27 protein-coding genes and 2 tRNA genes are annotated in these 25,093 nt (G+C 69.9%); 10 read left to right on the forward strand and 19 right to left on the reverse strand.

Annotated elements, in window-relative coordinates:
* Positions 1–3 precede the first annotated feature (3 nt).
* Both HH310_RS22160 and HH310_RS22165 read left to right on the forward strand, forming a co-directional pair.
* Positions 4–77: transfer RNA gene (locus tag HH310_RS22160), tRNA-Leu, on the forward strand.
* A 20-nt stretch (positions 78–97) separates the two neighbouring features.
* A tRNA-Tyr gene (locus tag HH310_RS22165) sits at positions 98–180 on the forward strand.
* A 4-nt stretch (positions 181–184) separates the two neighbouring features.
* Here HH310_RS22165 and HH310_RS22170 read toward each other — a convergent pair.
* The 3 genes from HH310_RS22170 to HH310_RS22180 form a co-directional block, all read right to left on the reverse strand.
* Positions 185–1,462, reverse strand: a complete 1,278-nt coding sequence (locus HH310_RS22170; RefSeq protein ID WP_169177524.1) for an ATP-binding protein — start codon at positions 1,460–1,462, stop codon at positions 185–187.
* A gap of 134 nt (positions 1,463–1,596) precedes the next feature.
* Complete coding sequence (locus tag HH310_RS22175) at positions 1,597–2,664, reverse strand: hypothetical protein (protein ID WP_169177525.1); 1,068 nt, start codon at positions 2,662–2,664, stop codon at positions 1,597–1,599.
* A 78-nt stretch (positions 2,665–2,742) separates the two neighbouring features.
* Positions 2,743–3,849 (reverse strand): helix-turn-helix domain-containing protein, encoded by a 1,107-nt coding sequence (locus HH310_RS22180; RefSeq protein ID WP_169177526.1) that lies wholly within the window; start codon positions 3,847–3,849, stop codon positions 2,743–2,745.
* 191 nt (positions 3,850–4,040) lie between these two features.
* Here HH310_RS22180 and HH310_RS22185 point away from each other — a divergent pair, with 191 nt between their 5' ends.
* Entirely contained in the window at positions 4,041–4,232 is a 192-nt protein-coding gene (locus HH310_RS22185) for a hypothetical protein (protein WP_169177527.1), read from the forward strand.
* A 52-nt stretch (positions 4,233–4,284) separates the two neighbouring features.
* Here the strand turns inward: HH310_RS22185 and HH310_RS22190 are convergent, their stop codons facing one another.
* Genes HH310_RS22190 through HH310_RS22200 form a run of 4 tightly spaced genes read right to left on the reverse strand, consistent with a single transcriptional unit; the run spans position 4,285 to position 8,004 of the window.
* Positions 4,285–5,226, reverse strand: coding sequence for an ABC transporter substrate-binding protein (locus tag HH310_RS22190; protein WP_169177528.1), 942 nt, complete (start codon positions 5,224–5,226; stop codon positions 4,285–4,287).
* A 17-nt stretch (positions 5,227–5,243) separates the two neighbouring features.
* Positions 5,244–6,011 carry an ABC transporter ATP-binding protein gene (locus tag HH310_RS22195; RefSeq protein ID WP_312034256.1) on the reverse strand — a complete coding sequence of 256 codons (768 nt, stop codon included), beginning with the start codon at positions 6,009–6,011 and terminating at the stop codon, positions 5,244–5,246.
* Entirely contained in the window at positions 6,008–7,018 is a 1,011-nt protein-coding gene (locus HH310_RS44010; protein WP_248294271.1) for an iron chelate uptake ABC transporter family permease subunit, read from the reverse strand. The genes HH310_RS22195 and HH310_RS44010 overlap by 4 nt, the downstream gene beginning before the upstream one ends.
* Complete coding sequence (locus tag HH310_RS22200) at positions 7,015–8,004, reverse strand: iron ABC transporter permease (protein WP_312034257.1); 990 nt, start codon at positions 8,002–8,004, stop codon at positions 7,015–7,017. Before HH310_RS22200 ends, HH310_RS44010 begins: the two co-directional genes overlap by 4 nt.
* 204 nt (positions 8,005–8,208) lie before the next feature.
* On the opposite strand from HH310_RS22200, the gene HH310_RS22205 reads away from it, so the two are divergent.
* The 4 genes from HH310_RS22205 (at position 8,209) to HH310_RS22220 (ending at position 12,240) form a co-directional block, all read left to right on the forward strand.
* Positions 8,209–10,038: an MDR family MFS transporter gene (locus HH310_RS22205; protein ID WP_169177530.1), complete on the forward strand. Its 1,830-nt coding sequence runs from the start codon at positions 8,209–8,211 to the stop codon at positions 10,036–10,038.
* Positions 10,039–10,551: 513 nt separating this feature from the next.
* A complete protein-coding gene (locus HH310_RS22210; RefSeq protein ID WP_169177531.1) occupies positions 10,552–10,974 on the forward strand; it encodes a hypothetical protein in 423 nt (140 codons plus the stop codon).
* Entirely contained in the window at positions 10,971–11,426 is a 456-nt protein-coding gene (locus HH310_RS22215; RefSeq protein ID WP_169177532.1) for a hypothetical protein, read from the forward strand. Before HH310_RS22210 ends, HH310_RS22215 begins: the two co-directional genes overlap by 4 nt.
* A 538-nt stretch (positions 11,427–11,964) precedes the next feature.
* A complete protein-coding gene (locus HH310_RS22220) occupies positions 11,965–12,240 on the forward strand; it encodes a hypothetical protein (RefSeq protein WP_169177533.1) in 276 nt (91 codons plus the stop codon).
* A 63-nt stretch (positions 12,241–12,303) separates the two neighbouring features.
* Here HH310_RS22220 and HH310_RS22225 read toward each other — a convergent pair whose 3' ends face one another.
* The 4 genes from HH310_RS22225 to HH310_RS22240 all read right to left on the reverse strand — a co-directional run bounded on the left by HH310_RS22225 (position 12,304) and on the right by HH310_RS22240 (position 14,589).
* On the reverse strand, positions 12,304–12,909 hold the full coding sequence (locus HH310_RS22225) for a hypothetical protein (RefSeq protein ID WP_169177534.1): 606 nt from the start codon (positions 12,907–12,909) through the stop codon (positions 12,304–12,306).
* A complete protein-coding gene (locus HH310_RS22230; RefSeq protein ID WP_169177535.1) occupies positions 12,909–13,427 on the reverse strand; it encodes a SigE family RNA polymerase sigma factor in 519 nt (172 codons plus the stop codon). Before HH310_RS22230 ends, HH310_RS22225 begins: the two co-directional genes overlap by 1 nt.
* A 77-nt stretch (positions 13,428–13,504) precedes the next feature.
* Entirely contained in the window at positions 13,505–13,717 is a 213-nt protein-coding gene (locus HH310_RS22235; protein WP_169177536.1) for a hypothetical protein, read from the reverse strand.
* Between the two features lie 362 nt (positions 13,718–14,079).
* On the reverse strand, positions 14,080–14,589 hold the full coding sequence (locus tag HH310_RS22240) for an HPP family protein (RefSeq protein ID WP_211192465.1): 510 nt from the start codon (positions 14,587–14,589) through the stop codon (positions 14,080–14,082).
* Between the two features lie 228 nt (positions 14,590–14,817).
* On the opposite strand from HH310_RS22240, the gene HH310_RS22245 reads away from it, so the two are divergent.
* Positions 14,818–15,342: an ABATE domain-containing protein gene (locus HH310_RS22245; protein ID WP_211192466.1), complete on the forward strand. Its 525-nt coding sequence runs from the start codon at positions 14,818–14,820 to the stop codon at positions 15,340–15,342.
* 85 nt (positions 15,343–15,427) lie between these two features.
* Here the strand turns inward: HH310_RS22245 and HH310_RS22250 are convergent, their stop codons facing one another.
* Entirely contained in the window at positions 15,428–16,318 is an 891-nt protein-coding gene (locus HH310_RS22250; protein WP_169177538.1) for a TIGR03086 family metal-binding protein, read from the reverse strand.
* Positions 16,315–16,686, reverse strand: a complete 372-nt coding sequence (locus tag HH310_RS22255; protein ID WP_211192467.1) for a cupin domain-containing protein — start codon at positions 16,684–16,686, stop codon at positions 16,315–16,317. Before HH310_RS22255 ends, HH310_RS22250 begins: the two co-directional genes overlap by 4 nt.
* A gap of 101 nt (positions 16,687–16,787) precedes the next feature.
* On the opposite strand from HH310_RS22255, the gene HH310_RS22260 reads away from it, so the two are divergent.
* The gene (locus HH310_RS22260) at positions 16,788–19,853 is read left to right on the forward strand and encodes a BTAD domain-containing putative transcriptional regulator (RefSeq protein WP_169177540.1); all 3,066 of its coding nucleotides are present in this window, start codon (positions 16,788–16,790) and stop codon (positions 19,851–19,853) included.
* 100 nt (positions 19,854–19,953) lie between these two features.
* Positions 19,954–20,418 carry an SPW repeat protein gene (locus tag HH310_RS22265; RefSeq protein ID WP_211192468.1) on the forward strand — a complete coding sequence of 155 codons (465 nt, stop codon included), beginning with the start codon at positions 19,954–19,956 and terminating at the stop codon, positions 20,416–20,418.
* A 53-nt stretch (positions 20,419–20,471) separates the two neighbouring features.
* On the opposite strand, the gene HH310_RS22270 is transcribed toward HH310_RS22265, so the two are convergent.
* The 6 genes from HH310_RS22270 to HH310_RS22290 are packed head-to-tail and all read right to left on the reverse strand — an operon-like array spanning position 20,472 to position 25,008.
* Complete coding sequence (locus tag HH310_RS22270; protein ID WP_169177541.1) at positions 20,472–20,783, reverse strand: CHY zinc finger protein; 312 nt, start codon at positions 20,781–20,783, stop codon at positions 20,472–20,474.
* Between the two features lie 12 nt (positions 20,784–20,795).
* Positions 20,796–21,392: an energy-coupling factor transporter transmembrane protein EcfT gene (locus HH310_RS22275; RefSeq protein WP_169177542.1), complete on the reverse strand. Its 597-nt coding sequence runs from the start codon at positions 21,390–21,392 to the stop codon at positions 20,796–20,798.
* Positions 21,389–22,069 (reverse strand): energy-coupling factor ABC transporter ATP-binding protein, encoded by a 681-nt coding sequence (locus HH310_RS22280; RefSeq protein WP_169177543.1) that lies wholly within the window; start codon positions 22,067–22,069, stop codon positions 21,389–21,391. Before HH310_RS22280 ends, HH310_RS22275 begins: the two co-directional genes overlap by 4 nt.
* Positions 22,066–23,205, reverse strand: coding sequence for a thiolase family protein (locus HH310_RS22285; protein WP_211192469.1), 1,140 nt, complete (start codon positions 23,203–23,205; stop codon positions 22,066–22,068). Before HH310_RS22285 ends, HH310_RS22280 begins: the two co-directional genes overlap by 4 nt.
* Entirely contained in the window at positions 23,198–24,415 is a 1,218-nt protein-coding gene (locus HH310_RS43255; RefSeq protein WP_211192470.1) for an AMP-binding protein, read from the reverse strand. The genes HH310_RS22285 and HH310_RS43255 overlap by 8 nt, the downstream gene beginning before the upstream one ends.
* Entirely contained in the window at positions 24,412–25,008 is a 597-nt protein-coding gene (locus HH310_RS22290) for a biotin transporter BioY (RefSeq protein ID WP_169177545.1), read from the reverse strand. The genes HH310_RS43255 and HH310_RS22290 overlap by 4 nt, the downstream gene beginning before the upstream one ends.
* Positions 25,009–25,093: the final 85 nt, after the last annotated feature.

Genomic DNA, 25,093 nt, shown 5'->3' on the forward strand with positions numbered 1-25,093 from the left:
CAAGCCCGGCTAGCCCAATTGGCAGAGGCATCCGATCCAGGGTCGGAGGGTTGGGGGTTCGAATCCCTCGCCGGGCACGCGTCGCAAGACGTACCAAGCGGTAGCGCCGACGTTTGGAGAGTCGGACCTGCCTGTAAAGCAGGTGCAAGCGCTGAGGGGGTTCGAATCCCTCCTACCGCACTGCCTACCACGTCTCCGACCAGAGCGTGTCCAAGGGAAGCACCAACGTGCCGTCGTCGAATCGGAACGTCAAAGTGCCGGTGTAGAACACAATTGCCGTGGCGAGACGGTCACCGAGGCGGGCACGGAGCGCTCTGATGCCCGCGAGGTCGGACTGGTCAACGCGGGTGCCGGCTTTGATCTCGAAGGCATGGACCATCCCGTCGTCGCGTTCCAGCACCAGATCGACCTCCTGGGCGTCCGACGTGCGGAAGTGGCCGACCGCGATCGGCGCGTCCGACCATGTCACCTGCCGGAGAATCTCGCCGACGGCGAACGTCTCCACCAGATGGCCGTACTCTGTCAACGCTGCCGGATCATTCGTCGCGATCTTCTCCGGCGTGAGGCCGAGAAGCCACGCCATCACGCCTGAGTCGACTACATGGACCTTCGGCTGACGGGCGACCCGGGAGCCCAGTGTCGTTCCCCAGGCGGGCACTCGCAGAACGAGGAAGACCGCCTCGAGGAGCTTCAAGTAGTTCTCGGTGCTGGTCTTCTCCATCCCCACAGCCGAGGCCGTGCTTGCGATATTCAGTATCTGGCCGGATCGAGCAGCGAGAACGCGGAGGAGCCGCGGCAGCATCTCTCGCTGACGCACCCGGCTCAGCTCCAGCACGTCACGCTCAATAACAAGATCAAGGTAGTTTGCGAACCAACGTGATCGAGAGCGCCCGGGAGGCCGTCGCAGCACGACAGGCATCCCACCGGAAGTAATCCGTCGGGCGTACTCCGCACGCGTCGTCGTGGACGGCCCGGTGCTGAGTGACACATCGGCGCCGTCGAGCAGCCTGCCGACCAAGAAGTCACCGGTTGCCCCGTCGATCTCCGCCTGCGTCAAAGGCAATACGTCCAGGATGTCGACCCGGCCGGTCAACGCCTGCCCTGCCTCGGGAAGAGTCCGGTACTGCGTCGATCCGGCCAGGACGAACCGTCCTGGGCTGAGGTCTCGGTTCAGCTCGGCCTTGATCGCGCTGAGCAGATCCGGCACATGCTGATACTCGTCGATCAGGACCGGGCCGGATCCACTGACGAATCGCCCCGGATCCGCACGAACTGCGGCTCGGGTGGCGGGATCGTCGCAGTCGATGACGGGGCGTCCGAGCCGGTCGGCGAGGGCATGGAGAAGAGTGCTTTTGCCCACGGTACGAGGACCGTTGAGAACGACCGCCGGCTCCTCGGCCAGTCGGCGTTCCAACACCGCCGTGAGCTGCCGTGGAGCTATGCCGGTAAGAGATCCGTCCACGACCGTCAGGCTATCGTGTTCCGCATCTGCAGGTAAAATTTTCCGTATTCTGCAGGCTTAGATTCCGTATCTTGCAGCCTTAGATTCCGCATCCTGCAGGTCCGGGGTTCCGTGTTTGCGGGGTGCATTTCCGCTCAGGCCGGCGCTAGTTCGAGTGGCCGCCCCAGCGGGACCAGCCCGAAGCGCCGCGCCGCCACGTCGATCGGGGTCTCCCCCGGGGCGCCCGGGCGCATCGGCCGGATGCCGTTCATGAAGGCCCGCCAGCGCACCCGATCGCGCTGCCACGCCTCGATGTACCGGACACAGTGGACCGGCTGGATGTAGCCCAACCGGCCCTTCGACGCGTTCAGCGACTCCAGGATGTGCTTGTCCCGCAACGAGATCGAGTCTTCGCGGTTCTCGATGCGGGACTGGATCTCGTCGATGAACGCGCGCCGCGCCTCCAAGAACTTCTTCCAGTACGCCCAGTCCGCGTCGCCGATTTTGCCGCCGTCGTCGAAGAGGGCGAACAAACCCTCGGCCAGCACGTCGCCGAACTCCTCGCTGCGGGCCCGGTCGGGGCTGGCGAACGGGTCGTACTCGCGCTGGCGCGCCACGCCCACCTGGCCGACCGGCCGCAGCATGGTCTCGCCAAGCAGGAAGAACCAGTCCTCGTTGTAGATCTCCGGGAAGAACGAGTCGATCCGGTCGGCCGGGACCGCCAGCGCCCCGCCGCCGATGAACGTGTCCTGCTTCGCGCCGGTCTCCCGGTTGGCGTGGCAGACCACCGAGTTGTCCGGGAAGCCGCCGATGTGCAGGCCGACGCCGTCGCGGGTGCCGAGCAACGCGGCCGCGCGTTCCAGGTCGGTCGCCTCCGGCACGGTGATGTCGTCGTCCAGGAAGACCACGCGTTTCCAGCCGGCCACCCGGGCCAGCACCAGCCCGAGGTTACGTTTGGCGCTGGTGTCGGTGCGGCGTTTCAGGCGGGACTCGCCGAGCACCGTCGACGTGTCCAGCACCGGCAGCCGCGGCACCCCGGCCGCCGGGAAGTCCACCGCGGTGAACCGCAGTTTCGGGCGTTCCGACAGGGCCCGCACGACCGACGCCGCGTCCGAGTGCCGGCTGCACAACACGAGCAGCACGGCATCCAGCTCTTCGGCCAGTCGGCCGGCTTCCTTGAGCGACGCGGCCCGGCGCGCGCTGGGCACGATGATGGCGTCCACGGATGCGCGGTCGGCACCCGCGGTTGACGGCTCGATCAGACGTCGGTGGGAGGAACGGTGCAAGGCCTGGCTCACGCCTCAGTCACCGTTTACCGGCCACTCGTGCAGACGCTGGTCGGCCTGCGTCCAGTCGGGGGTCAACACGGCTCCGTTCGGGTTGATCAGCACGCGCATCAGGAGACTGAACGACTGACGCTCCCGGAAGCGCTGCTTGACGTAGTCTTCGTTGCGGTCACGAAACTTTGCGTCGGTCAACGCGCGAACGGCGCCGTAGGTTCCGCGGCCGTACATCCCATTACAGAGTGTCACGGTGCGCCGAGCATTGTAGGGGTTTCTCCCCCGAAAGAAGTGCGCGACGTCCTCCACGAGACTGCCGTCCAGCTCACGCACGGGCTCGAAGCGCTGGCCGTCCTCAGTCGAGAAGAATCCGGCATCTTCGTCGCTCGGGCGCATCTGTTGGCGTACGGGAAGCTTGAGACGCCGTGATATGTCCTGGTTGACCGGATTGAAGTCGACGCCGCCGATCAGCACGAGATGGGAGGTGAAGTCGTCCTCGCCCATCTCGTTGGGCTGACTGATCCGGACGTCGGCCGCCGGGTTCACCGCGCGGATGTGACCGTGCAGCTCGAGCAGCGCGTCGAGGTCGGCCAGCGTGTATGACTTCACGTAGTCGGGGTCGCGCGGATCGGTGAACGGCATCTGCTGACGCAGGCGCCTCGGCAGCAGACCGGCCACGATGATGATCGGGCGCTGGTCGGCGAAGAACCACGTGCCGCCGCCGATCGTGTCGACCGGACCGGCGATGGTCACCGGGCGGGGCGCGACCACCGGATCGTCCACATACTGCGGTTCGTCGGGGAAGCGGAGACTCAGCAGCTCGGCGTACAGGGCCTCGCGAAGTCCCTGCTCCTCCTCGGTGAGCTCGCGCTCGCCCAGCAGTCGCGCCGGGGTGGACTCGACCGATCGCGGGGTGGCGAAGAACGTCGCATAGCCGGAGAGGCGGCTGGCGGGCGGCGGGACCGGCCGGCGCGTGGACTCCCACGACGAGATCAGCGACAGGCTCAGCGGGCTGTCGCCGCCCAGCGCCTCGGCGATCTGCTGCTGGGTGACCTTCACCCCCGGCCACTGTTGGAGACGCAGCGCGCGTAGACGCCGCGCGAGGCGGACATCGTCGAACGGCTGCATGGCGGCATCCTTCACTGAACTTCATGCGAGTGCCGATGAAGTTTAAGACATGCCATCCGCGCGGGCCAGCGCGTTTCCGCAACAGGGCAGATGATGCACGTGAACGTGACTGAATCAAAACTTCACTGTGACTGTAGCTAACCTGAAGTCATTCATCGAAGTTTCCTGAAGTTTGCAGCAGGAGGCACTAGATGGCCCTTCCGGAGAACAGCTCGCAGATCCAGCTGATGGTGTACTCGCTCGGCAGCGCGCTCGCCCTGATCGTCGGCATCCGCATCGCGATCAAACTGTTCGCCTACATCGTCAAGACGCTGGTCGTACTGGCCGTCATCGGCGCCGCCTACGCCCTCGCGAAACTTCTGGCAGACCTGCTCGGTCTCTAAACAAGACAGGGCCCCGCGGCGGTCCGAGGGGGACGCCGCGGGGCCCGCCGGCTCAGGCCGTCAGCAGGTACTTCTGGACGTCGTCCAGGATCTTGTTGGCGGCGGTCACACCGATGCCCGTCATCCACACCTCGGCCGGCACGTCGTACGCCTTGCCGGCCTTCACCGCGGACAGGTCCTTCCACAGTGCGCCGTCGGTGACCTTCTTCTGCTGGTTCAGCGACGTCGGCCCCAGCGCGGTCACGAACATGATGTCGCCGTCCAGGTCGGCGATCCGTTCCGGGCTCACCTTGTCGAACCGCTTGTCCGACTTGTCCGCGAGCTTCTGCCGATCGGGACGGCCCAGCCCGACGTCGCCGATGACGATGCCGGAGAAGCCGTCCGGCCCGTACACGCGAATGTCCCCGGTCGGCATGAACCGGACGATCGAGACCTTCACGTTCGCCGCGTCCGGGATCTTGGTGCCCAGGTCCTTGGCCCGCGTCTCGTACGAAGCCAGCAGGTCCTTGGCCTTCTGCTCCTGGCCGAGCGCCTTGCCGTCGAGGAGGAAGTTCTCCTTCCAGGTGATGCCGACCTTCTCGGTGAAGACGGTGGGCGCGATGGCCGACAGCTCGTCGTAGAACTTCTCCTGGCGGAACTTGCTGCCCAGGATCAGGTCCGGCTTGAGCGCGGCGATCGCCTCCAGGTCCGGCTCGGCGATCTGGCCGACGCTCTTCATGCCGGACAGGTCGGCGCCCAGGTAGGAGGGCCAGTCGGTGATGTCCGGCGGCTGCGTCGCCCCGATCGGCGTGATGCCGAGGCTCACCGCGGTGTCGATCTTGTCGCTGTCCAGGACGACGACGCGCTTGGGGTGCAGCGGCACCGTCGTGGTGCCCATCGCGTGGGTGATCTGCTGGGTCTCGCCGGTGGACGTCGAGGCGACCGGGTCACTGGAACAGGCGGCCAGCGTGGCCCCCGCCAGAAGACTTGCGAGAAGAACTGCGGCACGGCGCAAGGGGTGGATCCTTTCCATTACGCGGGCACCACGAGCGGGGCACCGCTGACGGGACAGGGCACGACGACGCAGTCGAGCCCGAACACGTCACGAACCAGGTCGGCGGTGACGATCTCGCGGGGTGCTCCCGCGGCCACCACCTCGCCGTCGCGCATGGCGACCAGGTGGTCGGCGTAGCGGGCGGCCTGGTTCAGGTCGTGCAGCACGGCGACGACGGTCCGCCCGTCGGTGCGCATCTTGTGCAGCAGATTGAGCACCTCGACCTGGTGGGCCAGGTCGAGGAAGGTGGTGGGTTCGTCGAGCAGCAGCGCCTCGGTCTGCTGGGCCAGGGTCATCGCGATCCAGACCCGCTGCCGCTGGCCGCCGGAGAGCTGATCGACCGCGCGGTCGGCCAGGTCCGCGACGCCGGCCTGCGACATCGCCTCGCCGACCGCGACCGCGTCCTCCGGCGACCACTGCCGCCACCAGCTCTGATGCGGCTGGCGGCCACGCCCGACCAGGTCGCGCACGGTGACGCCCTCGGGCACGAGCGGGCTCTGCGGCAACACCCCGAGGCGGCGGGCCACCTCCCGGGTGGGCAGTGCGTGGATGTCCGTGCCGTCCAGCAGCACGGTGCCGTGGCGGGCCGGGAGCAGGCGCGCAAGCGTACGCAAGAGGGTGGATTTTCCGCAGGCGTTCGGGCCGACGATGACCGTGAACGCGCCGGACGGCAGTTCCACACCGAGGGATTCGAAGACCGACCGGGTGCCGTAGCCGGCGGCCAGGTCTTGCGCGGTCAGCTTCACGACTTCCTCCGGACCAGCAGCAGGAACAGCAGGTAGGGACCGCCGATCGCGGCGGTGATCACGCCGGCCGGCAGCTGGGTCGGCGCGAACAGCAGGCGTCCGGCGAGGTCGGCGAGCACCACCAGCAGCGAACCGGTGAGCGCGGCGGCCACCAGCGGCGGGCGGTCGGCGCGGACCAGGCGACGCGCCACCTGCGGGGCGACCAGGGCGACGAAGTCCACGGCGCCGACCTGGGCGGTCACCATCGCGGCCAGCAGCACGCCGACGAGAGCGAGTCCGGCACGACGGGCCACCGGCCGTACGCCGAGGCCCCGCGCGGTGTCGTCGTCGAACGAACTGGTGTGCAACGCCCATCCCGCCCACACCAGTACGGGAAGCAGCACCACCAGCGTGACCAGGATCCAGATCGTCTCGGTCCAGCCCCGGCCGGCCAGCGTGCCGACCAGCCAGATCTGTGCTCGCTGCGCGTCGATCGCCTCGGCGGTGAGCTGCACGATCTCGGTGAGGGACCGCAGGGCGATCGCGACCGCGACGCCGGCGAGCACGAAGCGTTGCGCCGCGAGGCCGTGCCGGGCTCCGAGGAGCAGCACCAGGGCGGCCGCCGCCAGACCGCCGGCCAGGGCCGCTGGTGCGATCACGACGGCCGCCGCGCCGCTGGTCAGCGCGATCGTGGCGGCGAGTCCGGCACCCTGCGTGATGCCGACGACGTCCGGGCTGGCCAGCGGGTTGCGGGCGACGCTCTGGATCAGCGCGCCGGCGATGCCGAAGCAGGCACCCACCACCACGGCCAGCACGACGCGCGGCAGGCGCAGGCGTTGGACCACCACGTCGTACGGCGTGCTCTGTCCCAGCAACGAGCGGAGCACGTCGCCGGGGGCCACATAGGGCTTGCCGAGGCAGAGCGCGAAGACGAACACGACGGCCAGGACCAGCAGGATGCTCACCGAGACGGCGAGCGACCGGCGGCGTACCACGAAAGAGGCCCGGCCCAGCGCGAGAACCGTCATGCGGCGACCACCTTGGCTCGAGTGACCAGCAATGCCAGCACCGGCGCCCCGACCAGGGCGGTGATGATGCCGGCCGAGACCTCGCCGGGCAGCGCCACCACCCGGCCGATCACGTCGGCGGCGAGCAGCAGGACCGGGCCGAGCAGGGCCGAGACGGCGAGGATCCAGCGTTGATCGGTGCCGACCAGGGCGCGGGCCAGGTGCGGAACGGCCAGGCCGACGAACGCGATCGGGCCGGCCGCGGCCACCCCCGCGCCGGTGAGCAGGACCGCGGCGGCGCCCGCTCCGATGCGGACCAGGCCGACCCGGGTGCCCAGGCCGCGGGCCACGTCGTCGCCCAGCGCCAGCGCGTCCAGGCCCCGGGCCACCACCGCGGCGAGCAACAGGCCGCCCACCAGGAACGGAAGGACCTGGGCGGCGACGCTCGCGTCCCGTCCGTTGAGGCCGCCGACCACCCAGAAGCGGAACTCGTCGAACGTGCGGGTGTTCGTGCTGAGGATCCCGGCGGTGATCGCGCCGAAGCTGGCGTCCAGCGCCGCCCCGACCAGCGCCAGCGTCACCGGCGATGACCCCTGGGCGGTGCGGGCCGCGATCCCGGTGACGAGCAGGCCCGCGACGAGCGCGCCGGCGATGCCGAACCAGACGTAGCCGGCCAGGCTGCCGATGCTGAACAGGGTGATCGCGATGACCACGCCCAGGGACGCGCCGGCGCTGATGCCGAGGATCCGCGGTTCGGCGAGCGGATTGCGGGTGAGTGCCTGCAGCAGAACACCCGCGGTGGCCAATGCGGCACCCACGGTGAGGCCCAGCAGCGTACGGGGAACTCGGAGATCCCAGACGATGGAGGCCGTCTCGCCGCCGTCCGGTGATAGGAGAGCGTGCCCGACCTTGAGCGGGCTGATCGGGTTGCTGCCGACCGCGAGGCTGGTCAGGACGAGAAGCAAGAGCAGGGCGACCCCACCCACCAGCACGAATCGCCGTCCCACGCGCAACCTCAGCTTAGCCTTACCTAATTAGACCGTGAGACTGTAGCGGTCGGACGGGGCCTCCGTCTCCGGTAGTGATCGACACCACTCAGCCGCTTTTTTCCCGTTGGGAAGTGATTGTTCTCGCAGGTGGGCTGCCTCCCGGATCGGCTTGGGCGCGGCAATGCTGGATAAGTAGTGCCGGTCCTGGATCAGGGGGTTTGCATGACCACTACCACCGCGTCCGGGTCGGGCGTCCAACTCAGCCATCGCCAGATCCTTCAGGTTCTCGGCGCTTTGCTGCTCGGCCTGTTCCTCGCGGCGCTGGACCAGACGATCGTCGCGTCCGCCATCCGCACCATCGGTGACGACCTGCACGGGCTCAGCGCCCAGGCGTGGGTCACCACCGCGTACCTGATCACGTCGACGATCGCGACGCCGCTCTACGGCAAGCTTTCCGACATCTACGGCCGGAAGAAGTTCTTCCTGCTCGCGATCACTTTGTTCGTCATCGGGTCGGCGGCGTCCTCGTTCGCGACCTCGATGTACGAGCTGGCCGGCTTCCGCGCCTTCCAGGGCCTCGGCGCGGGCGGCCTGTTCTCGCTGGCGCTCGCCATCATCGGGGACATCGTGCCGCCCCGCGAACGAGCCCGCTACCAGGGCTACTTCCTCGCCGTGTTCGGCACCGCGAGCGTACTGGGCCCGGTGATCGGCGGCTTCTTCGCCGGCGCCGACAGCATCCTCGGCATCACCGGCTGGCGCTGGGTCTTCCTGGTCAACGTGCCGATCGGCATCGTGGCACTGATCGTCGTCGCGAAGGTGCTGCGGATCGACCAGAAGCCGCGCAAACACCGCATCGACTGGTGGGGTGCCGTCGCCGTCTGCGTCACGCTGGTGCCGTTGCTGACCGTGGCCGAGCAGGGACGTGTCTGGGGCTGGGCCTCCACCCGCTCGCTGATCTGCATCGCGATCGGCGTCGTCGGCCTGATCCTGTTCATCGTGGTCGAGTGGCTGATGCGTGAGGACGCGTTGATCCCGCTGCGGTTCTTCCGCAACGGCACGTTCAGCCTCACCGCGATCGGCGGCTTCATCGTCGGCATGGGCATGTTCGGCGGGCTCGCGGTGCTGCCGCTCTACCTGCAGATCGTGCGCGGCGCCTCGCCCACCGAATCCGGCCTGCTGCTGCTGCCGCTGACCGGCGGCCTGATGGTCGGCTCGGTGATCTCCGGCCAGCTGATCAGCCGCACCGGCCGGTACAAGGTCTATCCGGTCCTCGGGGCACTGCTCATGGCCGTCGGCCTGTTCCTGCTGCACTACGTGGGTGTGGACACGGCGTTCTGGGTCACCGGCATCTACATGGCGGTGGTGGGCCTCGGCATCGGTTTCGTCCTGCAGCCGATCACCCTGGCCGTGCAGAACGCGATGTCGCCCCGCGAGATCGGCGTCGCCACCGCGTCGGCCACCTTCTTCCGCCAGATGGGCGCCACCGCCGGCACCGCGTTATTCCTGTCGCTGCTGTTCTCCACGGTCGGCGGCAAGATCCGCGACGCGTTCGAGAACGCCGGACCGGGCTTCCAGCGCGCCTTGGCCGACCCCACGATCGCCCGCGACCCCGCCAACGCCCCCATCGTCAACGCGATCCGCGGCGGCGGCAGCTTGAACTCCAGCGCCCTGAACGACACGTCGTTCCTCAGCCACGTCACCGCGGTCCTGGCCCGCCCGTTCAAGGTCGGCTTCTCCGACTCGATGGACATGATCTTCCTGGTCGCCGGCGCCCTGATGGTCCTGGCCTTCATCATCTTCCTGTTCCTGCCCCAGGTCCCGCTGCGCACGCAGTCCGGCTTGTCGGCCCGCGCAGCAGACGACGCAGCCGCGGCGACTCCCCCGGCGGAGGTCCCGCCTCAGCCGGTCCAGGTCCCGTCACAGGCGACAATCGCCGCCTTGGCGGAGGAAACGGGCCGCCATGCCGCGCTCGAGGAACACGGCCGGCACGAGGAGTCCCGAACCCCGCTGAACGGGGCGGTCCAGCCAGGACTTCATCGAGCGCCCGAATAAGAGGTACGCCGCGCCCCCGCCCCCAACCACACCAAGACCGCCCCGGCGGCCGCACCCCGGCCAGGCGTCCCGCCAAGGCCATACGCAGCCGCCGGGCGGAAGAGATCCCGCACGGCCAAAGCAACCGCCCGGTTAGGGCCGACGACTTCTCCTACGCGACCAATGCGGGGTTCAGCGGACGATGAAGGCCAGCCGGCATCGTGGCGGCGTTGGTCATGCGCGGGGCGTTCATCGCCGCCGGCGCCGCGCTGGCGATTGTGCGCCCGCCCGGCGAGGCACGCCAACTCGACCGTGCCATTTCCATTGACGGATGCCGATACCCTGCGTATCAGCATGCCCAGACGAAGGAAGCCACCCGAAGATCCGCCCCCGCCTAGCGCACCGCATCCGAGACCGGGCGGTGATGACTCCCGCGGCCCGGAGACCATCGCTCAGTGGCAGGAAAAAATCGCGGACGCGGCGTCCGGGGGACGCCAGTCCCAAGCCGCGCGCTCCTCGGTCACACCGCAGCCGGTGGGCCCGGCCGCGAAGATCCCGCTCCGGCCACCCAACACGCGGCACAATCTGAACAGCATCCGGCCCAGCAACCCGCCGAAGCAGAAGAACACCGTCGTGCTCCCCGGAACGGATGTGGCCAAGGATCTGGACGATATCGCCGCCGGCCGGGCAACGTGGCAGCCGGAGCGCAACTTTTACGAGGTCAACGGCAGGTCGTACGGGGTGGAGGGAAACGGCACCGTCTTCCCGATCTCCGGGCCCGGCTTCGTGCAGATGTCGCGGCCCGAATACAAGGTTCTGCAGCAGTTGATCGGCTCTTCGGGCGACGTCGCCGCCGCGCGCGAAACGCTGCTCCGAGACCCGAGCGTGAGCGAGTCGCATTGGGCGGCGGCCCTCGCGGTCTTCGCGCACCATCGGACGTACAGGGGTGAGGCATGAACTACGGGATCTACTTCGACAGCGCCACCTCGGCCGACGCCGTTCGCGAGGCGCTACAGACCGTCTACGGCATCGCGCCGTCGTTGGTTTACGTAGGGCCGTACGAGAACCTTGCCGGCCACCCCGGCCCCGATCCGGTCGCGCTCGTCGTCCCCGCGGGCGGGCAGTTCGGACACGAGCTCAGCGCCGGTGACCGCCTCGCCGAGTTGACCGGGCAGAACGAGCTGGAACTCGCCCGATCCCTGTGCCGCGTCGCGGGATGCCGAGCCTTGGTCGACGACGGAAGCCCGGCTCCGGACTATTGGTTCCTGGTCGCTGAGGACGGCAGCTACGGCCGTGTCGAAACCGATGCCGACGCCGACGGGCTGACCGTTCGCCACGCCTTGGAGCCCATCGCTGGCGCGCCTGACCTCATCGTGCAGCCCCCGCCCGACTGGGCACGGACCTGGTAGCCGCGCACCGGAATCGCGGCGGCGGGGATCGGTCACTTTGGTCGGCCTGACCTACCCCTCGAGGTGACCAACGAGCCGCACATGCCTACGAAGCTGAAGAAGTCGCCGGTGGCGGGCAACTCGCCGGCCTGGGGCCAGGTTAACGCGTGCCTCGTCCGTCCATCTCACAATGCGGCGATCCCGGCCACATACTGGGCGTTCTCGAGACCTTGGAGAGTTACGCCCATATGCGAGCCCGAACTCTCCAAGGTCTACGAAACCTCGAGGAAGGCGGCCGAAAAAAGGGTGCGAAAGCGGAGAAAACTCACTCTACTGTGGACGCGAATCTCACATTGCGGACCCGCTGCCACGATGTGGGAGCCAGTCCCGTACAACGGACACAGATCCCACACTGTGGCACCCGTAGGGCGGCGGGCGCCGGCTTGCCGCGCCCCGGTCGGTGACACGCGGCAGTGCCCGTCCCACCGAGGATCACCGGTTTGCCACGGTGAATGTGCTGCGCGCGGCGCGGACGACGGCCGACGCTTCCAAGACGTAGGTGCGCAAAGGCAACAATGTCACCTTCACCGGGACGCGCAAGCGGGCCGATTTGGGCACCAGCCTGTTCAAGGGATACGACGGAGCGTCGGCTCAGCTTCAGTTCAGCAAGGAAGGCACCAACGCATTCACCACGGTCACCACGGTGAAGGCAGCGGGTGGCAAGCTTTCGGCCACCGTAGCGGCGAACAAGGACGGGCGCTGGCGCTGGCGTTTCGCCGGTGACAAGACCACCGCCGCGGCGACATCCTCGGTCAAGTTCGTCAACGTTTTCTAGAGCATTCCGCCTCAGCACCGCGACCCGGCGTGTCCGACGTCGGGCCGCGGTGCTGTTCCGCCGTTACTTTTCCATGGAGCAGAACGGTGGGTTGCCGGTGGTGATGCCCAGGTCTTTGCAGTCGTAGGCACTGCCCTGGCTGTGGTATTGCCAGCCGGTGCTGGCCTTGTAGTGGAACAGGTAGATGCCGTCGCCGACGCCTGGGCGCATCGGAGCGGCAGTGGCCCAGGTTCGCCAGCACTCGATGCTTGACGAGGGGAAACTCCAGCCGTCCGGCAGGTCGGCGAGCTTTTCCAAGGTCTTCGCCGACGGGCAGTCGGGATATCGGCCGGTGGCCTTGGTGGACGAGGGTGGCGCCGACGACGGCGGTTTCGTGCTCGGTGTCGGCGAGGTCGGGGCGACGCTGGGGGCCGGCGACGTCACGGCGACGCTCGGTGCCGGCGGTTGCGTCGCCACCGCGGTTGACGGGTGCGGGCGGTTGGCGCCGGCGACGGCCGCCACGCCGCCGATGGCGAACACCACCGCCGCGGCCGCGGCGCCCGTGGCCAGGCGGGCGCGTCGTTGCGTCTGCCGTGACTTGTTCAGGGACCGCTCGTACATGTCGGTGCTGCCGCCGTGCTCGGCCAGATCGGACATGGCCTGACGCAGCGGATCGAGGTTGTCGTTCATCAGGCTTCCTCCATCACGCCGGAGAGCAGGCCAGGCGCCAGCTCCCGCATGCGCGCCAGCGCCTTGCTGGTCTGGCTCTTGATCGTGCCGACCGAGCATTGCAGCAGCTCGGCGGCCTCGGCCTCGCTGCGATCCTCGAAGAACCGCAACACCAGCACGGCGCGTTGCCGGCGGGTGAGCTTGGCCAACGCCTCGTGCAGGGCGAGCTTGAGTTCGGTACGGCGGGCGTGGTCGCTGCCGGGCTGCGGCACGTCGGACAGTTCGCCCGGCATCGACTCGACCACCCGGCGGCGGCGCCACCAGCTCACATGCTGGTGATACATGGCCGTCCTGGTGTACGCCTCGAAGTGTCCCGGATCGTCCAGCCGATGCCGGCCTCGATGGGTGCGGGCCAGCGCGTCCTGCACCAGGTCCTCGGCGAGGTACCGGTCGCCGGTCAGCAGGAACGCGGTCCGCAGCAACGCGGCCGACCGGGTTCGAACAAACTCGCAGAAAAGGTCGTCTATGGAGTCCGGCATGTCCCGCTCGCGCTCCCCGTGCGCCGAAATTCCTCGCGTTGGCCGACTATGCCGCACACCGTAATCGATATCGACCATCACGAGCAGAAGGGTGCGGGCTCGTCGATGCCGAGATCCTTGCAGTGGTACCCGCTGCCCTGGCTGTGGTAGCGCCAGCCCTTGCCGGCCTGGTACCGGAACAGATCGAAGCCGTCGCCGACGGTCGGGCCCTCCGGGTCGGCGGTCGCCCAGCCCTTCCAGCACTCCACGCTCGACGGGACGTAGTGCCAGCCCTTCGGCAGGTTCGACAATTTCTCCAGAGCCTTGGCCGAGGGGCATTTTCCGGCCGAGGTCGTTGCCGCAACGTCCTTAGTGGCCGGAGCGCGGTCTTTCGTGGCGCTCGCCGTCGGAGTCGACGAGGGCGGAACAGTTGCCGGCGATGGGGACGCGGCGGACGAAGCGGACACGGCAGGCAAAGCGGTCGGAGCGGCGGACGGCGCGGACGTGCAGGCGGCGAGTCCGAACAGGACGGCGACGACGGGTAACAGACGGCGGTGACGTGCGGACATTTCAAGTTCCCCCGGATGATGAGTGTCTCGCTGACATCCGGGTACATGCGATCCACGGCTCACGGGTTGCCGTCGACCGGAAACAATCTAGAAAATGCCCTTGATCACCACCAGTAGATCGGGTACCGCTGGTTGTTGATCCGGTTGCCGACCAGGCCGACGAGCACCAGGATCACCGTCGCCGCCGCGAGCAGGAGCAGGAACGACACGACCTTCGGCGAGGTGGCGGCGACGATCACCGCGGTCGCGGCGGCGGGCGAGTGCGGCACCCGCAGCAGCAACATGGCGCCCAGCGCGAGCCCGCCGGCGATCGCCGCGGACCAGTCGTTCTGCCCCAGCACGGCCAGCACCACGAAGCCGGTCGCGGCCGAGACGAGCTGGCCGCCGATCACGTTGCGGGGCTGCCCCAGCGGCAGGCCACTGGCGCCGACGACGAGTGCCATGCTCGCCGCCAGTGGTGGGATCAGCAGCGTCTCGCCGGTGGCCTTGCCGACCGCCACCAGCACCACCAGGGCGGCGACGCTGGTCGCCGTCGCGATCAGCACGGTCGACGGCTTCGGCCGCGGCGGGGCCTGGGTGGCCCACCGGTGGCGGCCGATCACGCTTTGGGTCATGGCTAACGGTTTTACCATTAGGACGTGTCGCGCCGGGCCGCTCGCACCGCGGCAGACCGCTTTTGCGCAGGTCGGGTGGGCCGGGTGGGCTTGCGCACACCGCTCGCGGCGTGTCCAACGCGTAAACTCCTGGTGATGTTCGGCACCAGCCAGGCTGGGAAGTCAGCAATGCAAATCACCACACACGACCGGAACACTCTAGAAATACGCCCCAATGAACCGTTGGCGGTGGAATTCACAAGTTCATGGCACTTCGAATCCGGCGTCCTGCTCGACGAGATCGAGACGCAGGAGGGGTTGGCGGACTGGGTCGACGCGTACCGGTTCCGGCTCGGCATGTCCTCCGGCGAGCAGATCAGCATCGGCGATGAGGATGTCGACGTCGCGCTGCGCGTCCGTGCGGCCGTGCGCGACCTGCTGGACGCGTTGGTCGACCAGACGTCACCGCCGCCCGGTTCGCTCGACCTGGTCACCAAGCTGGCCGGCCGGCTCGACGACACGACGGTCGCGTGGCCGGCCGCCGGGCCGCACCTCGTCTGGCCCGACGACACCCCCACGATCGACAAGGTGCTGTCCCAGGTCTGCGCGTCGGCGGTCCGCTTACTCACCTCGCCGCGCCGCGAGCTGCTGCGGCGCTGCCCGGCGCCCAGTTGCGTGCTCTTCTTCTCGGCGTTACGCAAGACCCAGCAGTGGTGCAGCCCGGCGTGCGGCAACCGGGCACGGGTGGCACGCCACAGCGCCCGCGGCCGCTGAAGCGGGCGCCGAAAACGACCGCGAGACCACGGTGACCCATCACGAGGTGCCCCGCCACCTGCGCTGACGGGCCACCCCGTCGCGGCTACCCCTTGACGTACGAAAGCTTCTCGGCGATCAGGCCACCGTGGACGCGGAACAGGTCCACACCTCGTACGTGACCGTCCGGCCAGTCGTAACGCCACTGCACGATCACCCGGTCGTCGGCCGCGAAGCGCGACTCGGTGGTAAAGCGATGATCGCCGGGCGCGGCCAGGAAAAGATTCCAAGCCGCCCGGACCGCGTCGGTGCCCACGTGCCGTTCCCCGTCCGGCGGCATGGTCGACTCGAAGACGCAGTCGGCGGTCATGCTCGCCATGATCGCGTCGGGATCCTTGCCGGCCAGCGCGGTGTCGAACCGGTCCACCGCGGCCAGGGTCTCGGATCGGCCGAACATCGCCAGCAGCCGCGCCTGCGGTTCGGCGGCGTCACTCATCACCGGCCGCGGACCCACCACCCCGTACGCCCGATAGATCTCCTCCATTCCGGCGAACCACGTGGCGACCGCCGTCACCAGGTCGTCATCCAGGCGCAGATTCGTGCCCGCCGCGGTGGCCAGATCCCACGCGTGTACGAGATGGTCGGCGGCGAGCTGGCGCAGATACTCGTCGAGCGGCGTGGGCCCGGCCGACAACGCCACCAGGTCGTCGTCACGGGCGTTGTCGATCGCGCGGGCGGCGGCCGAGCGCGCGGCGGACCAGGCGGCAACCGGATCCGCGCCGAGCAGGTCGCCGTCGAGGGCGCCGCCGACGTCGGCGATGGTCCGGCCGGCGGTCAGTTCGGCGGCCCACCGGTTCTCGCCGACCACATGGTTGACCAGCGCGTGCGCGTCCCAGTCGGCGCACGGCGTCGCGGCGGTGTAGCGATCGGGCGGCATCGCGCGGACGGCGGCGTCGAAGATCGCGACGGCCTTGGCGTACTGCTCCCGGGGTGTCATCGGGGTGCGCCCTTGGCGTATTCGCTCGCGCCGAACCAGTCCACGACCACGACCGGCTCGTCGCCCACGACCCACGCGTCGTGCCCGGACGGCAGCGACGTCACGTCGCCCGGACCGGCGTCGAACGTGTCCCCGTCGGCCATCGAGATCCGTAGGACCCCGGAGACGTGGTACTGGAAGTGCGGGGCCTCGCAGAGGTCGGTGCCGGCGATCGGCTTCACGTCGTCGGACCAACGCCACCCCGGCTCGAGGACAAGCCGGCCGATGTCCGACGTTCCGACGCGCACCAATTCGAGTCTCCCGTGGGTGAACGTACGGGTCTCGTCGGGCTTTTCGAACGTAAGATGCTGGGTGGTCTGTTCGGACATCATGCCCTCCCGGTCGTTGATGATTCCGTGGACCCGACGCTAGGAGCGCGCCCTTGCAGGCATCTGGCGGGAATCTAGCGGCGCGCGTCGAAATCCGGCTTATGGGCCGGTTCGCGGTCCTTCGCGACGGTGTGGAGATCGACGAATCGGCGTTTCACGGCCGCAAGGCGCGCCAACTGCTCCGCGTCCTCGCCACGCGGCAATGCCAGTTCGTGCCCAACGACGTGCTCGCCGCCGCGTTGTGGCCGGAGCGGCCGCCCGCGAACCCGTCCGCGAACCTGCAGGTCCTGGTCAATCGGGCGCGCCGGGCGGTGGGGCGGGCCGAGCTGATCCGCACCGGACCCGGCGGGTACGCCCTGGCCGGGCCGCCGGACTGCACGGTCGACACGGAACTGTTCCTGGCCGCGGTGGACCGGGCCGGCCGAGCGCAAGGGGCGCCCGCGTTCACGGCCTATCGGGACGCGCTGGCGACGGTGGCGGAGCCGTTGGCCGAGGACACGTATGCCGACTGGGCACGGGCGTACCGGGAAAGGGTCTTGCAGAGCCGGCAGATCGCCTGGGAACGGGCGGCGGCGCTGGCGGTTGATCTCGGTGATCTGGTCGAGGCTGTCGAATACGCGAGCACCGCGGCCGGCGCCGAACCACTGCGGGAGGCCGCGGCGCTGGCGTTGGTGCGTGCGCTGGCCGCGGCGGGTGATCGGGCGGCGGCGCTGGCCGAGTTCGACCGGTACCGCCGGGCGATCGCCGAGGAACTGGGCATCGATCCGTCGCCGCAGGCCGCGGAGCTGCACCGATTCGTGTTGCGATCCGACGTTCCGGATCGGCGGAATCTCGGCAGGCCCGTCGAGGCGGAGTTCCAAATGCTCCGGTTTGTCGGGCGGGACGAGGTGGTTCGGCAGGTGATCGCCCGGCTGCCGGCCGGCGCGGTGCAGATCGCGGGCCGGTCCGGCACCGGAAAGTCGCGGCTGATCGAGGCGGTCGCCGAGGCGGTGCCGGCTCTCGTCGTGGCGGCGCATTGGGCGGATCGCGACGAGCCCTGGTCGCTGGGCCGGACACTGTTGCGCGCGGTGCTCGCCGACGCGGACCAGGTGACGCTTCCGGAACGGCTGCGGGCCGCGGTGGCCCAGTTGTTGCCCGAGTTCGATCAGCCGAGCAATTCGTTCGATCCGGAGACGCGCAACGCCCTGGTTCTGGAGGCGGCCCGGCGGCTGCTGGCGTCCGGGCCGAAACGGGTGGTCATCGTCGACGACCTGCAGTGGGCCGATGCGAGCAGCGTGCGGTTGTTGCGCGGGGTCGCCTGCCGCGTGGACGGGCCGCGGGTGATCCTCGCCTACCGGCCCGACGAGGTGTCGGTGGCGGTGACCGCGGAGATGCTGCGGCGGCTGCCCGGGCAACCCGCGATCACGCTGGGTGGGCTCGGCGAATCCGCGCTGGCCGAGCTCATCGACGACGCCGCCACCGTCGCGGCCGTCGCCGGCGAGACCGACCGTACGCCGATGGCGGTGGCCGAGGCTCTTCGCGTGCTGCACGCCGAGGGGCTCATGTCGCCGGATCGCGGCGGGCGCTGGCACGCGACCGGGGACCGTGCTGCCGAGCGGGCGCGGGCGATCGGGCGGGCCGGGCAGCGCCGGGCCATCGCGAACCGGGCGGCCACGCACGACGGTCCGGTGCTGCGGCTGTTGGCGTTGCTGGGCCGCGAGGCCGCCGTCCCGACGCTGGCCGCGGCGGCGGATCTGTCGTTACCGGACACGCTGGGGGTGCTGGACGAACTCGCCGCGGCCGGCCTGGTGCGCCTGGGTGACCGCGGCTGGCGAACCGTGCACGACATGGTCGCCGAGGTCGTGGTCGCCGAGCTGAGCGACGGCACGCGGGCGCGGCTGCATGCCCGGCTGGCAACGGTCCTCGGCGAAGAGCGCGGGGATCTCACCGAGCAGGCTCGGCACTGGCTCGGCGCGGGCGAAGCGGTGCGGGCCGCCGAGGCGTACGCCCGAGCGGCGGCGCACGCCCTCGACCAGGTGGCCGACGCGGAAGCCGAGCACCTGGCCGCGGCCGGGCTGGCCACCGGCGGGGCTTCCGGAGGCGTACAGGCCGGTCTGTTTGAAACGAGGGCGCAGGCCCGTCGGCGGCGCGGCGACATCCCGGCAGCCCGCGACGATCTCCGGGCCGCACTCACCGGGTTCCCGGCCGGGCCGGCCCGCGCCCGGGTGCTGGCCGAGCTGGCGGTCCTCGACTCCGGCGCCGACGACCTGCGACGGGCGGCCGAGATCGCCGAGCTTGCGCTGGTCGAAGCGGGCGCGGACGACGACGCGCGCGCCGCGGCACTGGAGGTCGCGTCGGTCATCGACATGAACCTGGACCGCGCGGCTCGCGCCGAGGCCCGGGCCGCCGAGGCGCTGGCGATCTACACGCGAACCGGCGACTCCCGCGGCGCGGCCCGGATCCTGGACGCGCGCGCGATGGCGGCGTTCCTGCACGGCAGCATCGAGGACGGGGTGGCCGAGCTCGATCGTGCGGCGCATCTGTTCGAGAGCTCGGGCGACCTGATGCGCACGGTCACCCCCCGATCGACCTGCGGCCACGGACGCGTCCTGCTCGGCCGGGCCGCCGCCGGGCTCGCCGACACCGAACGCGCGCTGGACGTCGCCCGCACGCTCGGCCACCCGGAAGGCGAGACGTACGCGCTGTGGCATCGCTCGGAGGCCCGGTCCGCGCTCGGCCGCTCGGACGAGGCGCTGGCCGACGGACGCAGCGCCCTGGCGATCGCGCAGCGGATCAACCACCGGGGCTGGACGGCCACCGCCTGGCGGGCCGTCGGCATCGCGCATCAATGCCGCGGCGACCTGCCCGCCGCGCTGGCCGCGTTCCGGCACTCGCTCGAGCACAGCGCCAACCTCGATCTCTTCTCCTGCTGGGCGGCGGCCCGCGCGGCACTCGCCTGCATCGGCCTGAAGCGCCTCGACGAGGCCGCTGAACTGGTCGAACATGCGCTGTCGACGGGCCCGGCACTGGGCCGTCACGAGGCTCGCTGGGCGGCCGCCGAGTTGGCCGTGGCATGTGACGACACAGACGCACCAACTGTGATTCGCGCCGCTATCGCCGCGGCGTCGACGGCCGGCGCCCGCCTCTACCTGCCACGACTGACCTCGCTGAACGTGGCCGATGTGTGACGGCTTGCATAGGACACGGGTCACATGTCCTGACACGCAGGAAACGTCCAGGAACGGAGAAACACTTAGCGCATACCACTTCTCACTGGAGGTGAGAGTAATGGCCGAAACGTCACGGTACGGCGCCACCATGGCCGACCATCCCGACCTTGTCGAGATGCAGGCACGGTACGAGCGTGCCTCCGCCAGCGGTCCCGCCGTCATCACCGACGGCCTCGTCCTGCTGGCCGGGCTGTGGCTTGCCATCTCTCCGTGGACGATCCACTTCAACGGGTCCGCGCCGGACGTCACGATCAGCAACCTGATCCTGGGCATCGCGGTCGCCGTAGTGGCACTGGGCCTGACCCTGATGCCACTACGTATGGCCCGCCTCAGCTGGGCGACCGCCGTAGTCGGCGCCTGGGTGATCGTCTCGCAATGGGTCATTCAGCAGTCCGGCAGCACGACCAGCATCAACCTCAACAACATCATCACCGGAGCAGTGATCCTGCTGCTCGGCGTCGCCGCGGCGACGATCCTGCTGCGCGCGGGCTCGCGACCGGTAACGGCGCGCCTGGCGTCCTGATCGACTGAACCGAACGAGCGGTGGCCGGCAGAAGCCGGTCACCGCTCACGTGTTCAAACCTCGAAGTACAGGTGCTTGTGCAGGCGGCAGCGCTCGTTGAACAGCGCCCCGCAATGCGGGCAGTTGTCGACCGCCAAGTAATTGTCGATGGTCAGCTCGCTCTGGCAGACGCCGCACAGAATCGCCTTCTCGCCGCGCTGATCCAGCGGCCACTGTGAAGCCGGGTGGTCGGCCGTCTCGGCGTGGCAGAGGTGGCACGGGTAATAGCGGTCGCAGCACGCGAACTTGATGGCGATCACGTCCACCGGCGTCGCGTAGTGCACGCACCGGGTCTGGTCGTCGACGGTCTTTCCGTAGATCTGCATGGCTCTCTCGGGTCAGTCGATGCCGCGCGCCGTCAGGGCGTCGGCCAGGTCGTCGGCGTGCTTGAGCGCCATGATGAGCAGCGGCACCACAAAGGTCAGAGGCGCCACCGGTACGCCTCGGGCCCGTTGCGCCTCCCGGATCTGCGCGGCGAATCCGGCGATCACCGGGATCGTGGTGATGGTCAGGGAGAGCATCAGGGCGACGCGTCCCGGGTTGACGCCGATCCGCCGCAACGGTGTCAGGGTGCGCTCGATGGCGTCGATGATCGCCTCGGTGCGGGTCGTCAGGGTGACCAGGTTGGCCAGCAGGATCACGGTGACCACCCGGACGATGTTGGCCGCCACGGTCAGCCCGGGCAGGAAGAAGATCTGCGCCGCCAGGATGAAGAGCATCAGCCAGCGCAGGCGATAAACCTGAAGACCGATTTCCCGTACGCCCATACCGGCCGACAAATAACACCCGGCGACCACCACGACGGCGGAGGCGAGCACCCACGGGTTGGCCGGCGCCAGTGAGATGGCGAGCGCGAGCACCATGACGACGAGGAGTTTCGGCCCCGCAGGCAGCCGGTGCAGCCAGCTGCGCCCCGGCCGATAAAGGGAGATCATGCGTCGGCCTCGTAACGGTCGATCACCGCTTTCGGTTCGCCCTGGTCGACGAGGCGGCCCGCGTCGAAACGCAGCGCGACATCGCAGCGGGCGGCGAGCCGCAGATCGTGGGTGACCAGCACCAGCTGCTGCGGCATCCGGTCGAGGAGGAAGCCGGCGATCCGCCTGCTGTTGACCCCGTCCAGGTACGCCGTCGGTTCGTCGGCCACGATCAGGCTGGGCTCCCCGATCAGCACCGCGGACAGCGCGAGCAGCTGCTTCTGCCCGCCGGAAAGCGTGTGCGCGGGCGAGTCGGCGTAGTCGGCGAGGCCCATCCGGTCGAGCACCGCGGTGACCCGCTGCCGGATCTCGTCGCGGGACAGGCCGCGGCGGCGCAGCGTGAACGCGGCGTCCTCGGCGACCGTCGGCATGATGATCTGCGCGTCCGGGTTGCTGAACACGAACCCGACGCGGCGCCGCAGCTCCTTGGCCTGCCGGACCGGGTCGACGCCGTGCACCCGGATGCTGCCCGTGGTCGGCGTGACCAGGCCGTTGAGTGTCCGGGCGAAGGTCGACTTGCCGGATCCGTTGGACCCGATGACGGCGATGCGCCGCTCGTCCAGACGCACCGACAGGTCCCGTAGCGCTACCCGTCCGGGGTACTCGACCGTGACGTCGGTGAAGACCAGCTCGCTCATCGGACGACCTGGAACAGCGCCGCCACGCCCAGCCCGCCACCGACGGCCGCGGTGGCCAGCCCGAGCGTGCCGGCCGGAGCGCCGGACCGCACCAGCCGCGAGAAGAGCCGGACCACGCTGACCGCGGCGCTCGCGGCCCACGGGTGACCGAGGGCCAGGGCCCCGCCGTCGGCGCAGACCCGGGGGTCGACGTCCGCGCCGCCGGCGAGGCCCAGTCTGGTGAGGCCGGCCAGGGTCTGCGCGGCGAAGGCCTCCACGATCTCGATGGCGGCGACGTCGGCGAGGTCGAGGCCGAGGCTCTCCACCGCGGCGACCGCGCCGAGGCCGGGCAGTGCCGGATCGCAGCCGACGGTCGTGGTGGCCAGGATGGCGAGTCCGGGGGCGTCGCCGCGCGCTCCGGCAGGGACGATCGCCACGGCCGCGGCGCCGTCGCTGTCGCGGCAGGAGTTGCCCGCGGTCACGGTGCCGCCGTCGGCCGCGTCCGGGAACAGCGCCGGGAAGCGGTTCAGCATCTTCGGGATGCGCTCGCGGGGGCCGTCGTCGGCCGGGGCGCCGTCGAGGCGTACGAGCTCGTCGGCGAAACCGCCCATCGCCCGCGTCCGCACCGCGAGCCGATGGCTGCGCGCGGCATACGCGTCCTGACGTGCGCGGGTGATGCGGTCGTGCACGGCGAGGTCCTGCGCGGCGCGAACCATGTCGGGGTCGGGGTGTCCGGGCGGGGCGAACGGTGCCCGGGCATAGGAGACCCCGTTTGCCGTACGCGTCGGCGCCGTCGACGTGCTCTCCACGCCCCCGGCCACGCGCAGCCGGCCGTCGCCCGCGCGGATCGCCTCGGCCGCCGTCATGATGGCCGCCAAGCCACTGCCGCACTGCCGGTCGACCGTCATGCCGGGCACCGCGACGTCCAGCCCGGCGGCCAGCGCGGACACCCGGGCGATGTTGCCACCCGGTCCCATGCAGTTGCCGAGCACGACGTCGCCCACCGGGCCGGTGGATCCGGTCGCGCGCGCCGCGTCGTCCACACAGGCCTGGATGACCGGGGCGGCGAGGTCCGCGGCACCGAGCCGGGCCAGTGCGCCACCTTTCACCGTGATCGGGGTGCGCCGCGCCGCGACCACGACGGGTATCTCAGACAATGCGTGCCACCCGGCCCTCGATCGCGTCCCGGGTGATCTGCTCCCGGGCCGGCTTACCGGTCGTCGTGCGCGGCAGGCGTTCGGTCCAGAACCAGCGCCGCGGCCGGTGCGTGCCGGTGAGCAGCGCGTTCGCCCGCACCCGCAGCTCGCGGGAGCCGGGCGGCCGGTGGCCGGGCTCGGGTTCGATGACCGCGGCGACCAGCGACCCGGCACGCGGATGCGGCAGCGCGAACACCACGGCGTCGGCGATCCCGTCGATGCGCTGCAACGCCGCCTCGACATCCTCGGGGACGACGGTGGCCGCGGCGGTCAGGATGGCGCCGTCGCGGCGGCCGCGCAGTCGCAGCGGGCCGCGACCGTCGCCATCGACCAGGTCACCGACCGTGCCCCAGCCGTCGGCGTCCCGCTCGAACGGCCCCTCGCCGAGGTATCCGCCGGCGAAGTATTCCGACCGGACCCAGAGGACACCGTCGTCGACGCGCAGCTCCACACCCTCGAACGGGCGCAGGCCCTGCCCGTCCGGGTCCACCGCGACGAACGACAGCTCGGCGGCGCCGTAGTAGCCGATCACCCGGATTCCTTCGGCCTCGGCCCGGCTCCGCAGCTCGGGGTCGAGCCGGGCGCCGCCGACGAGTGCCACCCGCAACCGGTGCGGCACGCCCGCCTCGGCGCGCTCGACGAAGTCCCGTAGGGCGTACGGGGTGCCGTGCAGCACCGTTGCGCGGTCCAGGTCGGCGTCCGAGACGCTGTGCGTGCGCGGCAGCAGGACGGTCGCGCCGATCGAGCGGGCGTGCGCGATCGAGAACATCGTCACCGACGAGACCAGCGGGGACGGCAGGTAGAGCACGTCCTCGGCGGTGAGGTCGGTCAGCTTCGCGACGGCGGGAAACGACGCGGACCACGACGACTCGGTGCGCACGATCATGCGGGGCGCGCCGGTGCTGCCCGAGGTGAACGTGCCCCAGGCCATCCCGGGCACCGGGTCTGCCGACTCGACGCGGCGGCGCAGGCCGTCCCAGTAGGTGGCGTCCCAGCGGTCGTCTCCGATCACCGGAACGCCGCCGGCCAGGCGTACCGAAAGGGCTTTGGTAAGCGCGTCCACTCGGTTCGGCTCGCGGATCGGGACCACCCGGCCGGGCAGGTCGATGTCGGCCGCGACGCCGTCGGTCAGGTCCAGCACGGTGTCGCCGCAGATGAGGAGCGCGGTCACGAAGCAACCGAGTCCGGGGACACCTCGGCTGGCGGCCGGCGGGTGAGTCGGGTCGGCGTACCGAAGGCTCGGGGGTAGGCCCGCCACAGGGTCATCGTGATGATCGCCGTGATGACCACCTTGACCAGGTCGCCGGGCAGGAACACGGCGCTGGAGAGCGCGGTCTTGCCGAGCGAGTTGTGGGTGACCAGCGCCTGCACCGGGATGCCGATGGCGTAGACCACGAGCATGCCGCCGACCACCCCGCCGACTGCGGTCCGCCACCAGGTCGGCGGCCGGTTGCCGAAGCGGGCGATCGCACCCACCACAAAGGCGCCGAAAATCCATCCGATCAGGAAGCCCGCGGACGGGCCGGCGAACACGCCCGCGCCGCCCCGGCCGCCGGAGAGTAACGGCAGGCCGGCCAGCGTGAGGATGAGAAAGATGACGATGGCGGACGCGCCGCGCCAGGCGCCCAGGACCGCGCCGGCCAGCATCACACCGAGCGTCTGCGCCGTGATCGGCACGGCACCACCGAACACCGATATCGCGCCCGGAATCCCGAGCACGGCCAGGATCGCGGCGAACACCACGATCCGCGTGACATCCCGCATCTCGAAACTGCGAGGTCGGTCCACCCAGTGCCCCCTCGAGGCTCCTGAACGGCGTTCACCTGAACGCTGTTCTCCTGAACGGCGT

This window comes from Actinoplanes sp. TBRC 11911 (assembly GCF_012933445.1).
Taxonomy (GTDB): Bacteria; Actinomycetota; Actinomycetes; order Mycobacteriales; family Micromonosporaceae; genus Actinoplanes.

Bases quoted from the DNA above. Each gene is read 5' to 3' on its own strand.
- HH310_RS22180 (WP_169177526.1), bottom strand. From the start codon at position 3,849: ATGCAGCCGTTCGACGATGTCCGCCTCGCGCGGCGTCTACGCGCGCTG.
- HH310_RS22185 (WP_169177527.1), top strand. From the start codon at position 4,041: ATGGCCCTTCCGGAGAACAGCTCGCAGATCCAGCTGATGGTGTACTCG.
- HH310_RS44010 (WP_248294271.1), bottom strand. From the start codon at position 7,018: ATGACGGTTCTCGCGCTGGGCCGGGCCTCTTTCGTGGTACGCCGCCGG.
- HH310_RS22205 (WP_169177530.1), top strand. From the start codon at position 8,209: ATGACCACTACCACCGCGTCCGGGTCGGGCGTCCAACTCAGCCATCGC.
- HH310_RS22215 (WP_169177532.1), top strand. From the start codon at position 10,971: ATGAACTACGGGATCTACTTCGACAGCGCCACCTCGGCCGACGCCGTT.
- HH310_RS22225 (WP_169177534.1), bottom strand. From the start codon at position 12,909: ATGAACGACAACCTCGATCCGCTGCGTCAGGCCATGTCCGATCTGGCC.
- HH310_RS22230 (WP_169177535.1), bottom strand. From the start codon at position 13,427: ATGCCGGACTCCATAGACGACCTTTTCTGCGAGTTTGTTCGAACCCGG.
- HH310_RS22240 (WP_211192465.1), bottom strand. From the start codon at position 14,589: ATGACCCAAAGCGTGATCGGCCGCCACCGGTGGGCCACCCAGGCCCCG.
- HH310_RS22250 (WP_169177538.1), bottom strand. From the start codon at position 16,318: ATGACACCCCGGGAGCAGTACGCCAAGGCCGTCGCGATCTTCGACGCC.
- HH310_RS22255 (WP_211192467.1), bottom strand. From the start codon at position 16,686: ATGTCCGAACAGACCACCCAGCATCTTACGTTCGAAAAGCCCGACGAG.
- HH310_RS22260 (WP_169177540.1), top strand. From the start codon at position 16,788: ATGGGCCGGTTCGCGGTCCTTCGCGACGGTGTGGAGATCGACGAATCG.
- HH310_RS22265 (WP_211192468.1), top strand. From the start codon at position 19,954: ATGGCCGAAACGTCACGGTACGGCGCCACCATGGCCGACCATCCCGAC.
- HH310_RS22270 (WP_169177541.1), bottom strand. From the start codon at position 20,783: ATGCAGATCTACGGAAAGACCGTCGACGACCAGACCCGGTGCGTGCAC.
- HH310_RS22275 (WP_169177542.1), bottom strand. From the start codon at position 21,392: ATGATCTCCCTTTATCGGCCGGGGCGCAGCTGGCTGCACCGGCTGCCT.
- HH310_RS22280 (WP_169177543.1), bottom strand. From the start codon at position 22,069: ATGAGCGAGCTGGTCTTCACCGACGTCACGGTCGAGTACCCCGGACGG.
- HH310_RS22290 (WP_169177545.1), bottom strand. From the start codon at position 25,008: ATGCGGGATGTCACGCGGATCGTGGTGTTCGCCGCGATCCTGGCCGTG.